Raw genomic sequence first — 14,702 nt, forward strand, 5'->3', positions numbered from 1 at the left:
ATAATCAGTACATTGGCATCAGTTGCAACGGCGGAAGCTGTAGCAACTTAGCCTGTTCAGTAAACAACGATGGCTGCGCCTGCCAAAAATCATTATCTGCAATCCAGGGAAAGCTTTTTGGAAACGCGGGATCCTCCCAACGGCGAACCACCCAAGCAAGGTAATAAACCATCCGCATACAGCGTAATGGCTCGATCAGTGCCAGCTCCCTCTGATCGAAATCTGCAAACTCACTGTAGGATTCCACAAACAGATCCAGCTGCATTAGCTGTTCTGAACGATCGCCCTGCAATAGCATCCAAATATCCTGTACCACCGGTCCGTTACGGGCATCGTCCAAATCAACAAACATTGGACCATCGCGCCACAGAATATTTCCCGGATGACAATCACCATGCAGACGGGATAATGCCCAATCCGTATGCCAGTGCTGTTCCACGGCCTGGATTAACTCATCCAATACCGGCAATAGTAGCGGTTTAACGCTTGCAGGCACCAGAGAACTCTCCTCCAGTACCCGTCGAGGCTGATAAAGATACTCATCTAACCCCATGGTTGGACGGGCAACAAACGGCCGTTGTCTGCCAACCAGATGAATTCTCCCCAGAAAACGTGCAACCCATTCCAGATGGTCAAGGTTGTCCACTTCATACTGGCGTCCACCCATGCTGGGGAAAACAGCAAACATATATCCCTGATGGTAATGTAACGTCTGATTGTTTATCACCAGCGGAGCGACAACCGGGATCTCTGTTTCAGACAACGTTAAAGAGAAATCGTGCTCTTCTTGTATCTGTTCCGGTAACCAACGCTCCGGACGATAAAATTTCGCCACATAACGTTTACGGTCTTCATCCATAAACTGATAGACACGATTCTCATAACTGTTCAGCGCGGTGAGGCCGGAATCCACACGCAGCCCTACACTTTCCAGTGCATCCAGAATCATATCGGGCATTAAAGTATGGAAAGCAAAAGCTGCTGAATTCATAAGGAATTTATATCACCACAAGGTTATTCGGACTACCAGCCGGTTATCATACACAGGGTTTAATCTTTTAAAATACCACGTGCGCGTAATAAGGCGGTTTTAAAGTCTTCTTCATAATCTTTCTTTAAACCGGGAATCACTTCAGTACGAGCGCTGTCACGCATCTTAAGATGGTAAATCAGCACATCATCAGTTAATTCACTCAGCGGGCCGGTAAAACCTGCCTCGGTAGCCAATTTTTGCAGAAACTGAACCAGATTCAGATCCGGATCTTTCTGCCAGGCCGGGTGGATAAGCTCAATCAGTTCATTGACGCGATGGCATTTCATAACGCCTCTCCCTTTTATTTAAAAGAGTCACACGGTATCAGGGTTAATCAAATTTTAACAGCTTGTTATTTCATCATGCGAGCCATATTAATCGCTTCGATTAACTTAGCCCGATTAATTTGCGGATTGTTGCTGTCCAGCAGTTGCTGCCAGATATCAATCGCCTGCTGATATTGTGCGTTTAAGAAGTGATCTGATGCCAGAAGCATCAAGGCCGTCACCTGATTAGGTTCCTGAGCCAAAGCCTGATTGATTAAGGTCTGTGCCTGAGGTGTCATACGCTGGCCAGCCTGATAATAGAGGGTAGTGGCTTTCGCTGTGAGCACTTCGGCATCATTACCGCGCAGCTGTGTTACCCGATCGAAGGCAATTAGTGCGTTTTCAAATTCGTTACTGTTGAGATAGCGCTGGCCAAGCAAGAACCAGGCTTCCGGATCGCCGGGTGACTGGCGGATACGCTGCTGAAGTTCTGCTACTACCTTATCCTGAATTTGGCTGATATCCATACCGGAAAAAGGATCGGTGTGATTTTCCCGACTGTACTGTACCGACGCCTGATATTGACCAATATATCCATAGCCCACAACGGTAATCAGTACCGCAACCACTGTCATCACGACCGGAATGATTTTCGAGGTTCGCTGGGATATAACGGGGGCCGTTTTTTCCGCGGTGGTCATATTTTGCAACAGGCTCAGAGAGAGCTCTTGTTGAAACTCATTTGACAGACCATTGGCTTTTTCCTGTTCGGAAAACAGCTTTCCGGCTAATGCTATTTGCTGTTGATAAAGGGCCACATTGGTGTCGTTGCGTAAATCCCGACCGCTGGCAGATTCCCTGTTTGAACGAATCACCGGTAACCAAATAATCAACAAAATCAGGCAAAGCATCAGCCCGGCGCCACACCAGAAAAGCATCATGACTTCTTCTCCAGCCATTTATCCAGCTGGCGCTTTTGCTCTTCGGTTAATGCCGGAGTGGGTAACTGGCGGCGTTTCTTCACATAACGCCAGATAATCAACAAGCCAAACAACATCAGTACCAACGGACTGCACCACAGCAGCGCGGTCTGGCTATTAAAGCGAGGTTTATATAACACGAAGTCGCCAAAGCGCTGGGTCATAAAACTGACAATTTGTTCATCCGATTTACCCTCATCCACCATACGGTAAACTTCCAGACGCAAATCATGGGCAATAGGAGAGGTAGATTCCACCAGATTCTGGTTCTGACACTGCGGGCAACGTAGCTGCTTTGCCAGACTAATAGCCCGCTGCTGGTTCTCCGGATTTTTAAACTGCCAGGTATCGACAATGTCGGCCCGCAACGGCAATGCCACTAACATCAACAAGATCAGGCGACAAACCAGACGCATCACGATGAACCTCCCGATGCCATGCTTTGCAGCACTTCAATTTTAGGCTGAAACTCTTTTTGCCAGACTTCCTGATTTAACTCACCAGAATAGCGGTAGCGAATAACGCCCTGACTGTCGATCAAATAGGTTTCCGGGGTGCCATATACACCTAACTCCAGCGCCAGCTTGCCGTTTGGATCGTAAACCGAACGAAGATACGGATTCCCCAGCTTATTAAGGACTTCCTGCGCTGCCGGGCGATTATCACGATAATTCAAACCATAAAGTTTAAATTCAGGGCGTTCGCGCAGAGTTTTTAAGAATGGAAACTCCAGTTTGCAGGACGGACACCAACTGGCCCATACGTTTAATACCGTAATATGTCCGATAAAATCTTGCTGGCTGAAGGTTTTATTGCGCAACAGCAAATCTTCCGCCACAAACACAGGCATCGGCTTGTCCTGCTGAGTCAACCCTAACTGATGGGGGTCTTGCTTTAAGCCAAAATAGAGGGCAATGCCCATGAATAGCACCAGAATCAGAGGTAAAAATAGTTTTAACCGATTCATGATGTCACCTCATTGTGCTGACACATTCCCGCATTATTTTTCTTGCTGCTGCGTTTACTCCACAGGCTACATCCACCCCCCAGCACCATCAATAACCCACCACCCCATACCCAGCGAATAAATGGCTTATAGTGAAAACGCAGGGCGTAGTTCTGCTTATCAACTTTTTCGCCCATCACCACATACAGATCCGCAAGCAGGTTCCAGGAAATTCCCGGTTCGCTCATCAGCATGGTTCGAACCGTATAGTGACGGCGTTCCGGCATCAATAACGTGACCTCTTTGCCCTCACGCGTAACGCGAATAACCGCCTGCTCCGCCGTATAGTTAGGGCCAATCAACAGTCTGGTTTCATCATAATGGAACTGATAACCACTCAGCGTACTTTCACTTCCCGGCCCCATTTTTACGCCAGTTTCAGTGGAATAGTAGCTGGATAAGGTAATACCAATCGCGGTAACCGCCACACCACAGTGGGCTAACAGCACACCCAAACGTCGTAATGACAAATGCCTGACAAAGGTAAGATTGCTGACAATAACCCATACCGATAGCACTAAAGCAACCGCCACCATCGGATAGAAACGCTCAAACATCAGAGCCGCAGTACCACCTGCAATCAGCGCTAATAACGCTAAAGCAGCAAGCCACTTTATCTGGCCTGATGCCATACTTTTCCAGCGGCTCAGAGGTGATAGCCCCATGACCATAAGTATCAACAATACTGGCGGTACAAAGGTGCTGTTAAAGTAAGGTGCACCAACCGAGATAGAACCTAATCCCAGCGCGGTAAACAGCATCGGATAGAAGGTTCCAATCAAGACAATCAAAGTGGCAACGCTCAACAGTACATTTGCCATCAGCAATAACGCTTCGCGAGAAAACAGGCTAAAACGGGCGACCGCCGACTGGGTATTCGCTCTGAGAGCAAACAGCGTTAACGCACCAACAATCGCTACACCCAACAGCAGTAGCAACATAATGCCGCGATCGGGATCGACAGCAAAAGCATGAACCGACGTTAATACACCGGAACGAACAATAAAGGTACCCAGCAGGCTCAGGGCAAAGGTAAAAATCGACAGCAATAAACTCCAGTAACTGAAAGTGCCGCGTTGCTCCGTCACAATCAGGGCATGCAGTAACGCCGTTCCTGACAGCCAGGGCATTAAAGAGGCGTTTTCAACCGGGTCCCAGAACCACCATCCGCCCCAACCCAGCTCATAATAGGCCCACCATGAGCCTAAAATAATACCGGCGGTTAAACAGATCCATGCGGCTAGCGCCCATGGACGGCTCCAGTAAGCAACAGCGGCATCCATACGTCCACTTAACAACGCCGCAATGGCAAATGCGAAATTGACCGCAAATCCTACGTAACCGAGATACAACAACGGAGGATGAAAAATCAGACCGATATCCTGCAACATCGGATTGAGGTCCCTCCCTTCCATCGGCGCAGGAAATACCCGCTCGAAAGGGTTGGAATACAGCAGAATAAACAGACAGAACCCCACCATAATCAGGCCAAGAATCGCCAGCACGGTGCTATTGATCTGTCTATCCATCCGGCTGCGCAATGCGGCAACCAGTGCTGTCCATATTGAGAGAGAAAATAGCCAAAACAACATGGAGCCTTCATGTCCACCCCACACGGCCGCCACTTTAAAAAACAGCGGTAGTTGGGAGTTAGAATGCTGGGCAACATACATTACGGAGAAATCATCGGTTGCGAAGCTGTAACCGAGGAACGAAATAGACAGGGTAATAAGCAGACAAACCCCGTAACTCAGGGGAGCTGCATAGCGAATGAGTAATGCCCGCCGGCAATAAATACCTGCCAGCGGAACAATACTCAGTAATATCGCAAGTGCCAAAGCACCTGACAGGGATAGCAGCCCCAAATCAGGGATCATGCTATATCCTTTTTATCAAACATTCAGGCTACCGTCATTTGACCGGCATACAGGATAAAGAAACGTAATAGCAGTATGCCGGAGAGTCCCATACATGCGACCGCTATTATATAACTTTTACTGTGCTGAACGCGCTTGCTACACACCATACTCATGATCAACGGCAATAAAATTCCCAGTCCGATCACGCCAAACCAGAAAACGTTTGACCAGAACCCACCGCCAATCGCGGCAACTGCCGCCGCTTCTCTCTGACCACCGCCAAAGAACAGGCCAACAAACAGTGCCAGCAGCAGGAACAACTCAAACAGGACAACCGGTTTTTCAATCTGATGAACGAAGTGAACTGACGGGCTATCTACCGGCTGTTTAAACCAGGTAATACCAAACAGCACCGCCGCCGCCGCTCCGGATGAAATACCGGAAAACAGGAACAGTACAGGAAGTACTGGGTTATTCAGCATTGGATAGGTTTTCAGTGCCGACAGCAGGAAGCCGGTATAAGCCCCCAGCGCCACCGCCAGGAAAATCATTAACGGCTCCAGCACCCGTTCGAAACGGGCCAGTGCCGAAATAATACCGTTAATCCAGCGAAGTCCTTTGAAGCGTTGCTCCAGAAAGTTAGCTATCTCCTGACGAAACAGTACTGCCAGCCAGACGATCAGAACTAACATATATACCTGAAACAGCATAACCCCCATCGACATGACCGATGTTGGGCTATAGAAAATCATCAGGTACCAGAAAGTCCACGGGCGTGTCAGGTGGAAAATCAGAATCACCAGACCCACTATCACCGTCAGCGGAGCAATAATTGCTGTCGCTTTAATGATGCCATCGCGGCTTGCGCCATCAGCTAACACCCGGCGTTTAAGAAACACGGCAATAGTCGCCATGCCGGCAGAAACGCCAATCAGGAACAGATAAATGGCGATTGGCCAGTCCCAAACCAGGGATTCAAAATGGAAAGCGCTGCTCATCCTTTAATCTCCCCATGTTTGCTTGGAATACGATACATTTTCGGCTCGGTGCCTAAATGTACTTTCGCACGGTAAGTGGTTTTATTCTCTATCAGTTTCACAATTTCGCTATTTGGATCGTCCAGATTGCCAAAGGTTAATGCCTTGGTAGGACAGGATTCCACACAGGCTGGTAGCTTGCCCTGAGCCAAATTGGTGTCGCGACAGAAGTTACATTTGTCGGCGGTTTTTCTGACCGGATGAATAAAGCGTACGCGATACGGGCAGGCAGCAATACAGTACTGACAGCCAACGCAGCGCTCCGGATTCACTTCAACAATACCCGTGGCAGCATCTTTGTAAGAAGCCCCTGTCGGACAGACATCCACACAAGGCGGGTTATCACAATGCTGACAAGAGTGACGATAAAACTGATATTTTGCCTCAGGAAACTCTCCTGTCGGACCAGAGCGGATGATATTCAGCCGCGATACCCCTTCAGGAACTTTATTCACCTCCCGGCAAGCATCCATACACGCGGTGCAGCCAATACAACGAGTTTCGTCATACACCATGCCATAACGAATCCCGTTAATTGACATGGTCTGCGCCAGCGTACGGTTAACCGGGCCGGTCATAAAGATTACTGCTCCCATACCGGCAATAAAATGACGGCGTGAGCAACTCATGGTGTTTCCTTCTCTTTTTGGTATTGCTGCTGTTGTTTACTGTGGCAGTCAACACATAGCTTGATCTGACCTTTTTGATCCAATCCTTGTACCGGATCTTTCGTCGGATGCAACTGGTGACAGCTGGCACACGAAGTTTTCAGGATATGGACATCATGAGCCCATAACGCCGTGCGTAGTTTTTCCAGCTGGTGACAGGTCATACAAACCTGATTTTGCTTATCAACCGGGAATACGTCTTCGTTAAAACGCATCGCATCCGCAACGCCATTGCGGTGTTCCGGAGTGATTTTGCCATGACAGTTGGTACAGGTCACCGGCAGTTGGTTATTTGGATTAATCGCTTTTGAGTGCGCGCCGTGCATGCCATCTTTAGTGTCTTTATGACACTGAGTACAAGCATAGTCGCGATTGCGCTGCAACTCTACTTTATATTCGGACGACGCTTCTGTTTTCTGCTCCGGTACCGGTTCTGCGGATGACGACATGGTCGTCAGCGCAAACATTGATACCAGCATTAACAGTCCGCCCTTAAATAATGAACGTAAACTGCCCATGATAATTCCACCTTATTTGGGCCCCGGAATACCGGGGCCGATAACTTTATTTGCTTAACAAGCGCTCTTCTTTCTTGGCGTTTGCGTCCCATTCCGCTACGCGGGTTTTCAGGAACTCTTGCTTGTCGCTCTCAAGTTTTTGCATATCCATGCCTAATGCTTTTTGCGCATTAGCTTTAGTGGAAAGATCAGGTAATGCGATTTCGTGTGTAATACCTTTAGTTGCTAACAACCGGGCCAGTTTGGTACGGGCATCAGCCGCTTTATCTAACGCAGTACCCAGAATTTTCAGACCGACTTCAGGTGCGTGCATATGAATACCATGCGAAGCAATCGCATAGTCCCAACGCCATTGCGCATGACGGATATCCATCAGGATTGGTTTCATCTCTTCTTCTGTTGCACCGGCATCCCATGCCGCTTTCGCTTCGAAGTGAGCATGAACTAACTGAGCTTCTGTTTTCTTCTTCAGCTCTCTGACCGCTTCTTTTCTGGTCGCGACGATATCTTGTAATTGCTCTTTAGTTTGGGTGTGACAGCTGGCACAGGTGTCATTGAATCGATTGAAAGGATTACCAATTTTATGGTCGGTATACAGTTTGCCTTCTGCGTTTTGTACCTTCGGCATATGACAGTCAATACAGGTCACATTATTTTTACCGTGAATACCCTGGCTCCAGGTTTCATACTCTGGGTGTTGAGCCTTCAGCATTGGCGTTTTAGATAACAGGTGAGTCCAGTCAGAAAAAGCGATGTTGTCGTAGTACTCTTCCATCTTCTCTACGGTCATCCCTTTATCCCAAGGGAATTTAACCGCTTTATTTTTACCATCGAAGTGGTATTCAACGTGGCAGTTACTACAAACCATCGATTGCTGATCCAGATGGCTGGCTTTATCAAATGGTTTACCAATAACTTCTAATGCACGAGCGGTATAAGGACGAGACATATAAAGCGCTGGTTTGCCTTCAGCAAAATCTTTAGATGCTGTGTCGTGACAGTCTGCACAACCGATTGGGTTAACAATCTGCGCGCCGCCTCTCGACCACATGCCTTCAAAGTATTTGTCTTCACCACCTTCATCGATCAGACGAGCTACATCCGGGCTTTTACAGCTCCAGCAGGCCATCGGTAACGGGCCATCGGTATCTTTCATTGGTGCTGCGGTACGCAGTGTTTCACGCACATCAGTAATGGCATAGAAGTGACCACGTGCTTTTTTATAATCTTTTGCAAATGGATAACCGGCCCAAAGAATAACCATATCAGGATATTCATCCAGACCGCCGCCTAACTTATTTGACTCGCTGGTTGCGCGCCATGAATCGTATTGATCCGCATGATCTTTTGCAAAGACCTCATTACGGGCCTCTACATTTGGTTTATTAGCTAATGCTGTGTTGCCCACCAGAAGTGATGCAAACAATATCAGTAAGCTAGCTGATAACTTTGCCTTAATCTTGCCCACGGTAAGTACTCCCATTTATTATAAGTTCGGCGTTCATTGAGCCGATTACTAAGATATAGATATCTTTTTATGTGCTGCTTCCAGTGCACTAAACTACTACTCAGGTAGTATTTTATTATCCCCCTAAATATATCTATTCAGAGAGCAAATAAATATTTGTCTTAATATTGGTTGTTTTAGATCAATGAATAACGTCGGTAAAAATCATTTTCTTGATAGGGTTCAAATATTATTTTCAACAACGATTTGAATATAATCATAAATAGTTATATATGGAATTAACCATTTATAGGTATATATTTACCATGCAATTAAATAAATATACCTAATAAGAGTTACATCGTTATTAATAATAAAGAAAATATAAAAATAATGTATATAACGAAATTCAAATTGATATTTGAATGAAAACTATTATCAATAGAGCGAATAAACAGGACTATTTATCGGTGAACGCGTTAAAATAGCTCATCTTGTTGAGTCGGTTAAAGAGAAAGTGCAATGTCGATACCTTCAATTACCGGAGCCATTCTGGCCGGTGGGCAGGCAACCAGAATGGGTGGTACAGACAAAGGTTTAGTCACCATTGATGGTACTCCGCTATACCTGCATGTTCTTACTCGTCTGAAGCCTCAGGTCAGAGACATTATTATCAGCGCTAACCGCAATACAGAAGAGTATAAGAAAAGCGGCTATCAGGTATTTCAGGATTCCATTGAAGGCTTCAAGGGCCCTCTGGCAGGCATATTAACCATACTGGAAAATAGCCCGACGGAATGGGTTCTGTTTGCTCCCTGCGATACACCGCTAATCCCTGATACTCTGGCTGAAAGATTGTGGAATAACCGAAATAATCAGCTCGTCGCTTATGCCGATGACGGGGAGCGGGCGCATCCTACTCTGGCATTAATGAATACTCACCTGATAGCACCACTACGCAACTATCTTCAGGGAGGAGATCGTAAGCTTATGATCTTCTTATCTCAACAACAGGCCACTGCGGTTGATTTTAGTGACATGCCTCAGGCATTTAAAAATATTAATACGCTGGATGAATGCCAGAACTGGAATAAATAGAACATGACAATAATCACGAAACAACGCATTCCTCTATTAGGCATAACCGCGTACAGCGGCACAGGAAAAACTACGTTACTTAAACAGTTAATACCTGCTTTATCCAACATGGGTATTCGCTGTGCGCTGATTAAACATTCTCACCACAATATGGATATTGATATACCAGGAAAGGACAGCTATGAATTACGTAAAGCCGGTGCATCACAAACTATTGTGGCCTGTGACCAACGCTGGGCTTTAATGACAGAAACACCAGACAGAGCCATAAGTCTGACAGAGCTGGCGGATAAATTTGATGCTAACCAGATTGATTTAGTATTAGTCGAAGGCTTTAAACATGAGCCCATTGATAAAATAGCGCTATTTCGCCGTTCAGTGGGTAAACCTCTGGATGGATTAATCGATAATCATGTTATTGCACTGGCAACAGACGAAACTATGTCGGTTAATGTTCCACTATTGGATATAAATAGCCTTGAGCAAATAGCCGACTTTATTCAGTGTTGGTTAAATAAAAAAACATAATCGCTAATTAATAGATAGTATTGGTTATATCAGGGAAAAGTTATCTATATAGTGAGTTGATACTTTATTGCTAAAGCGTTTCATCAAATTTAATTAAATGAAAAGAGATTATCCTTACTCATTATTAATACTAAATAATAATGCTGAATTATTTATTTTTTAGTCTCTTCGATATTAATTTTACCTACTGACAGAAATACACACTCTTTTGTGTTCGTCTGAACACATGATGTAAAAGGCTATCTGAACTTACGGTTTCAAGTTGCTGGCAAATAGGCTTAAGCGGATATTCCGGCCGTAACCGGTATGTGCTGATATCGCTAAAGTGCCCGGCCGGCAGGGCTAATCTCTGATTATTTCACAATCTGTATAAAGCAAAAAAAACCTAGCCTTTCAGCCGAAGTGACTCTTCCTTATCAGAACCTGATAAATTGACTGGAGCGAATATTCCGGCCGTAACCGGTATGTGCTGATATCACTAAGGTGCCCGGCCGACAGGGCTAATCTCTGATTATTTCGCAATCTGCATAAAGCAAAAAACCCCCAGCTTACGCTGAGGGTTTCTCTTAATTAAAGCCTGGCAGTTCCCTACTCTCGCATGGGGAAGCCCCACACTACCATCGGCGCTACGGCGTTTCACTTCTGAGTTCGGCATGGGGTCAGGTGGGACCACCGCGCTGTCGCCGCCAGGCATATTCTGTACATGAACCGTTGTATGTCAATATCACTATCCACACAACCATCCATTTCAATCCTGAACATTCGCTGAAATTCGACTTCTCTCTCTCAATCTCATCTCACCAAAACACCTTCGGTGTTGTAAGGTTAAGTCTCACGGTTCATTAGTATCGGTTAGCTCAACGTATCGCTACGCTTACACACCCGACCTATCAACGTCATAGTCTTTAACGTTCCTTCAGTGGACTCTGGGTCCAAGGGAAGACTCATCTCGAGGCAAGTTTCCCGCTTAGATGCTTTCAGCGGTTATCTTTTCCGCACGTAGCTACCGGGCAATGCCATTGGCATGACAACCCGAACACCAGTGGTGCGTTCACTCCGGTCCTCTCGTACTAGGAGCAACCCCTCTCAATCTTCCAGCGCCCACGGCAGATAGGGACCGAACTGTCTCACGACGTTCTAAACCCAGCTCGCGTACCACTTTAAACGGCGAACAGCCGTACCCTTGGGACCTACTTCAGCCCCAGGATGTGATGAGCCGACATCGAGGTGCCAAACACCGCCGTCGATATGAACTCTTGGGCGGTATCAGCCTGTTATCCCCGGAGTACCTTTTATCCGTTGAGCGATGGCCCTTCCATTCAGAACCACCGGATCACTAAGACCTACTTTCGTACCTGCTCGAGCCGTCACTCTCGCAGTCAAGCTAGCTTATGCCTTTGCACTAACCTCACGATGTCCGACCGTGATTAGCTAACCTTCGTGCTCCTCCGTTACTCTTTGGGAGGAGACCGCCCCAGTCAAACTACCCACCAGACACTGTCCTCAACCCGGATCACGGGCCAAAGTTAGAACATCAAACATTAAAGGGTGGTATTTCAAGGTTGGCTCCACGATGACTGGCGTCACCGCTTCAAAGCCTCCCACCTATCCTACACATCAAGGCTCAATGTTCAGTGTCAAGCTATAGTAAAGGTTCACGGGGTCTTTCCGTCTTGCCGCGGGTACACAGCATCTTCACTGCGAGTTCAATTTCACTGAGTCTCGGGTGGAGACAGCCTGGCCATCATTACGCCATTCGTGCAGGTCGGAACTTACCCGACAAGGAATTTCGCTACCTTAGGACCGTTATAGTTACGGCCGCCGTTTACTGGGGCTTCGATCAAGAGCTTCGCTTACGCTAACCCCATCAATTAACCTTCCAGCACCGGGCAGGCGTCACACCGTATACGTCCACTTTCGTGTTTGCACAGTGCTGTGTTTTTAATAAACAGTTGCAGCCAGCTGGTATCTTCGACTGGCTTCAGCTCCATGGGTAAACCACTTCACCTAATGCCAGCGTGCCTTCTCCCGAAGTTACGGCACCATTTTGCCTAGTTCCTTCACCCGAGTTCTCTCAAGCGCCTGAGTATTCTCTACCTGACCACCTGTGTCGGTTTGGGGTACGATTTAATGTTACCTGGAGCTTAGAGGCTTTTCCTGGAAGCAGGGCATCAACTACTTCACCACCGTAGTGGCTCGTCATCACGCCTCAGTGTTAATAAGCAATCGGATTTACCTAATCACTCCACCTACACGCTTAAACCGGGACAACCGTCGCCCGGATAGCCTAGCCTTCTTCGTCCCCCCTTCGCAGTAACACCAAGTACAGGAATATTAACCTGTTTCCCATCGACTACGCCTTTCGGCCTCGCCTTAGGGGTCGACTCACCCTGCCCCGATTAACGTTGGACAGGAACCCTTGGTCTTCCGGCGAGCGGGCTTTTCACCCGCTTTATCGTTACTTATGTCAGCATTCGCACTTCTGATACCTCCAGCAGACCTCACAGTCCACCTTCGCAGGCTTACAGAACGCTCCCCTACCCAACAATATTTTCATATCGCTGCCGCAGCTTCGGTGCATGGTTTAGCCCCGTTACATCTTCCGCGCAGGCCGACTCGACCAGTGAGCTATTACGCTTTCTTTAAATGATGGCTGCTTCTAAGCCAACATCCTGGCTGTCTGTGCCTTCCCACATCGTTTCCCACTTAACCATGACTTTGGGACCTTAGCTGGCGGTCTGGGTTGTTTCCCTCTTCACGACGGACGTTAGCACCCGCCGTGTGTCTCCCGTGATAACATTCTTCGGTATTCGGAGTTTGCATCGAGTTGGTAAGCCGGGATGGCCCCCTAGTCGAAACAGTGCTCTACCCCCGAAGATGAGTTCACGAGGCGCTACCTAAATAGCTTTCGGGGAGAACCAGCTATCTCCCGGTTTGATTGGCCTTTCACCCCCAGCCACAGGTCATCCGCTAATTTTTCAACATTAGTCGGTTCGGTCCTCCAGTTAGTGTTACCCAACCTTCAACCTGCCCATGGCTAGATCACCGGGTTTCGGGTCTATACCTTGCAACTTGACGCCCAGTTAAGACTCGGTTTCCCTACGGCTCCCCTATTCGGTTAACCTTGCTACAAAATATAAGTCGCTGACCCATTATACAAAAGGTACGCAGTCACACCCCAAAGGGTGCTCCCACTGCTTGTACGTACACGGTTTCAGGTTCTGTTTCACTCCCCTCGCCGGGGTTCTTTTCGCCTTTCCCTCACGGTACTGGTTCACTATCGGTCAGTCAGGAGTATTTAGCCTTGGAGGATGGTCCCCCCATATTCAGACAGGATGTCACGTGTCCCGCCTTACTCATCGAACTCACAATCTGTGCATTTTGGTGTACGGGACTATCACCCTGTACCGTGCGACTTTCCAGACGCTTCCACTAACACACAAACTGATTCAGGTTCTGGGCTCCTCCCCGTTCGCTCGCCGCTACTGGGGGAATCTCGGTTGATTTCTTTTCCTCGGGGTACTTAGATGTTTCAGTTCCCCCGGTTCGCCTCATACGACTATGTATTCATCGTATGATAGTGCAACGAATTGCACTGGGTTTCCCCATTCGGGTATCGCCGGTTATAACGGTTCATATCACCTTACCGACGCTTATCGCAGATTAGCACGCCCTTCATCGCCTCTGACTGCCTAGGCATCCACCGTGTACGCTTAGTCACTTAACCTCACAACCCGAAGGTGTCTCGAAAGACAACATTCTAAAGTTGCAAACAATTGAGAGACTCGCTCAGTCCACTACATGTCAGTGTATTACTCATGTATGGCTGAGGATTCAAATTTCAGCTTGTTCCGGATTGTTAAAGAGCATAATACTTCACAGCATACTGTTGCCAATATACTCTGAAGTATTGATTTACAGGACTAAATGGTGGAGCTAAGCGGGATCGAACCGCTGACCTCCTGCGTGCAAGGCAGGCGCTCTCCCAGCTGAGCTATAGCCCCATGTAGTCACGTACAGATACCTTTTCAGTTACCACTCGTAAAAGAGTTAATTCTTTCTCAGGCAAGGCATGCGACCGGGAAGTTTACATCAGTAAACGACCGCGAGCATAACGCAGCATGAGGAAGAATTTGGTAGGCCTGAGTGGACTTGAACCACCGACCTCACCCTTATCAGGGGTGCGCTCTAACCACCTGAGCTACAAGCCTATAAAGGTATTTCTGCTCGTTATTCTTCATCAGACAATCTGTGTGGACACT

General features: G+C 47.4%; 12 protein-coding genes, 2 tRNA genes and 2 rRNA genes. 2 read left to right on the forward strand and 14 right to left on the reverse strand.

Annotated elements, in window-relative coordinates; translation table 11 throughout:
* Positions 1-4 precede the first annotated feature (4 nt).
* The 10 genes from EKN56_RS20150 to nrfA form a co-directional block, all read right to left on the reverse strand.
* Positions 5-991, reverse strand: coding sequence for a serine/threonine protein kinase (locus tag EKN56_RS20150; RefSeq protein WP_130593431.1), 987 nt, complete (start codon positions 989-991; stop codon positions 5-7).
* 59 nt (positions 992-1,050) lie between these two features.
* The gene (locus EKN56_RS20155; protein ID WP_130593432.1) at positions 1,051-1,320 is read right to left on the reverse strand and encodes a YihD family protein; all 270 of its coding nucleotides are present in this window, start codon (positions 1,318-1,320) and stop codon (positions 1,051-1,053) included.
* 65 nt (positions 1,321-1,385) lie between these two features.
* Positions 1,386-2,240, reverse strand: a complete 855-nt coding sequence (ccmI, locus tag EKN56_RS20160) for a c-type cytochrome biogenesis protein CcmI (protein WP_168189691.1) — start codon at positions 2,238-2,240, stop codon at positions 1,386-1,388.
* A complete protein-coding gene (nrfF, locus tag EKN56_RS20165) occupies positions 2,237-2,695 on the reverse strand; it encodes a heme lyase NrfEFG subunit NrfF (RefSeq protein WP_130593793.1) in 459 nt (152 codons plus the stop codon). The genes ccmI and nrfF overlap by 4 nt, the downstream gene beginning before the upstream one ends.
* Complete coding sequence (locus EKN56_RS20170; protein WP_130593434.1) at positions 2,695-3,246, reverse strand: DsbE family thiol:disulfide interchange protein; 552 nt, start codon at positions 3,244-3,246, stop codon at positions 2,695-2,697. Before EKN56_RS20170 ends, nrfF begins: the two co-directional genes overlap by 1 nt.
* On the reverse strand, positions 3,243-5,162 hold the full coding sequence (locus EKN56_RS20175; protein WP_130593435.1) for a heme lyase CcmF/NrfE family subunit: 1,920 nt from the start codon (positions 5,160-5,162) through the stop codon (positions 3,243-3,245). Before EKN56_RS20175 ends, EKN56_RS20170 begins: the two co-directional genes overlap by 4 nt.
* Before the next feature lie 23 nt (positions 5,163-5,185).
* Positions 5,186-6,142: a cytochrome c nitrite reductase subunit NrfD gene (gene nrfD / locus EKN56_RS20180; protein WP_130593436.1), complete on the reverse strand. Its 957-nt coding sequence runs from the start codon at positions 6,140-6,142 to the stop codon at positions 5,186-5,188.
* Positions 6,139-6,810 (reverse strand): cytochrome c nitrite reductase Fe-S protein, encoded by a 672-nt coding sequence (nrfC, locus tag EKN56_RS20185; RefSeq protein WP_130593437.1) that lies wholly within the window; start codon positions 6,808-6,810, stop codon positions 6,139-6,141. The genes nrfD and nrfC overlap by 4 nt, the downstream gene beginning before the upstream one ends.
* Positions 6,807-7,367, reverse strand: a complete 561-nt coding sequence (gene nrfB / locus EKN56_RS20190; protein ID WP_130593438.1) for a cytochrome c nitrite reductase pentaheme subunit — start codon at positions 7,365-7,367, stop codon at positions 6,807-6,809. Before nrfB ends, nrfC begins: the two co-directional genes overlap by 4 nt.
* Before the next feature lie 46 nt (positions 7,368-7,413).
* Positions 7,414-8,850, reverse strand: coding sequence for an ammonia-forming nitrite reductase cytochrome c552 subunit (nrfA, locus tag EKN56_RS20195; RefSeq protein ID WP_130593439.1), 1,437 nt, complete (start codon positions 8,848-8,850; stop codon positions 7,414-7,416).
* A gap of 486 nt (positions 8,851-9,336) precedes the next feature.
* Here nrfA and mobA point away from each other — a divergent pair, with 486 nt between their 5' ends.
* On the forward strand, positions 9,337-9,912 hold the full coding sequence (gene mobA / locus EKN56_RS20200; RefSeq protein WP_130593440.1) for a molybdenum cofactor guanylyltransferase MobA: 576 nt from the start codon (positions 9,337-9,339) through the stop codon (positions 9,910-9,912).
* Between the two features lie 3 nt (positions 9,913-9,915).
* The gene (mobB, locus tag EKN56_RS20205) at positions 9,916-10,440 is read left to right on the forward strand and encodes a molybdopterin-guanine dinucleotide biosynthesis protein MobB (RefSeq protein WP_130593441.1); all 525 of its coding nucleotides are present in this window, start codon (positions 9,916-9,918) and stop codon (positions 10,438-10,440) included.
* Positions 10,441-11,015: 575 nt separating this feature from the next.
* Here mobB and rrf read toward each other — a convergent pair.
* The 4 genes from rrf to EKN56_RS20225 form a co-directional block, all read right to left on the reverse strand.
* Positions 11,016-11,131, reverse strand: a 5S ribosomal RNA gene (gene rrf / locus EKN56_RS20210).
* A 130-nt stretch (positions 11,132-11,261) separates the two neighbouring features.
* A 23S ribosomal RNA gene (locus EKN56_RS20215) occupies positions 11,262-14,167 on the reverse strand.
* 201 nt (positions 14,168-14,368) lie between these two features.
* Positions 14,369-14,444 (reverse strand) — tRNA-Ala (locus tag EKN56_RS20220).
* 130 nt (positions 14,445-14,574) lie between these two features.
* Positions 14,575-14,651: transfer RNA gene (locus tag EKN56_RS20225), tRNA-Ile, on the reverse strand.
* Positions 14,652-14,702 lie beyond the last annotated feature (51 nt).

It is taken from the genome of Limnobaculum zhutongyuii (assembly GCF_004295645.1).
Lineage (GTDB): Bacteria > Pseudomonadota > Gammaproteobacteria > Enterobacterales > Enterobacteriaceae > Limnobaculum > Limnobaculum zhutongyuii.

What these genes read in the sequence shown, in the direction of transcription:
- nrfB (WP_130593438.1), bottom strand. Translation starts at nt 7,367, where the DNA reads ATGGGCAGTTTACGTTCATTATTTAAGGGCGGACTGTTAATGCTGGTA.
- EKN56_RS20155 (WP_130593432.1), bottom strand. Translation starts at nt 1,320, where the DNA reads ATGAAATGCCATCGCGTCAATGAACTGATTGAGCTTATCCACCCGGCC.
- ccmI (WP_168189691.1), bottom strand. Translation starts at nt 2,240, where the DNA reads ATGATGCTTTTCTGGTGTGGCGCCGGGCTGATGCTTTGCCTGATTTTG.
- mobB (WP_130593441.1), top strand. Translation starts at nt 9,916, where the DNA reads ATGACAATAATCACGAAACAACGCATTCCTCTATTAGGCATAACCGCG.
- nrfD (WP_130593436.1), bottom strand. Translation starts at nt 6,142, where the DNA reads ATGAGCAGCGCTTTCCATTTTGAATCCCTGGTTTGGGACTGGCCAATC.
- EKN56_RS20175 (WP_130593435.1), bottom strand. Translation starts at nt 5,162, where the DNA reads ATGATCCCTGATTTGGGGCTGCTATCCCTGTCAGGTGCTTTGGCACTT.
- EKN56_RS20170 (WP_130593434.1), bottom strand. Translation starts at nt 3,246, where the DNA reads ATGAATCGGTTAAAACTATTTTTACCTCTGATTCTGGTGCTATTCATG.
- nrfA (WP_130593439.1), bottom strand. Translation starts at nt 8,850, where the DNA reads ATGGGAGTACTTACCGTGGGCAAGATTAAGGCAAAGTTATCAGCTAGC.
- EKN56_RS20150 (WP_130593431.1), bottom strand. Translation starts at nt 991, where the DNA reads ATGAATTCAGCAGCTTTTGCTTTCCATACTTTAATGCCCGATATGATT.
- nrfC (WP_130593437.1), bottom strand. Translation starts at nt 6,810, where the DNA reads ATGAGTTGCTCACGCCGTCATTTTATTGCCGGTATGGGAGCAGTAATC.
- nrfF (WP_130593793.1), bottom strand. Translation starts at nt 2,695, where the DNA reads ATGCGTCTGGTTTGTCGCCTGATCTTGTTGATGTTAGTGGCATTGCCG.
- mobA (WP_130593440.1), top strand. Translation starts at nt 9,337, where the DNA reads ATGTCGATACCTTCAATTACCGGAGCCATTCTGGCCGGTGGGCAGGCA.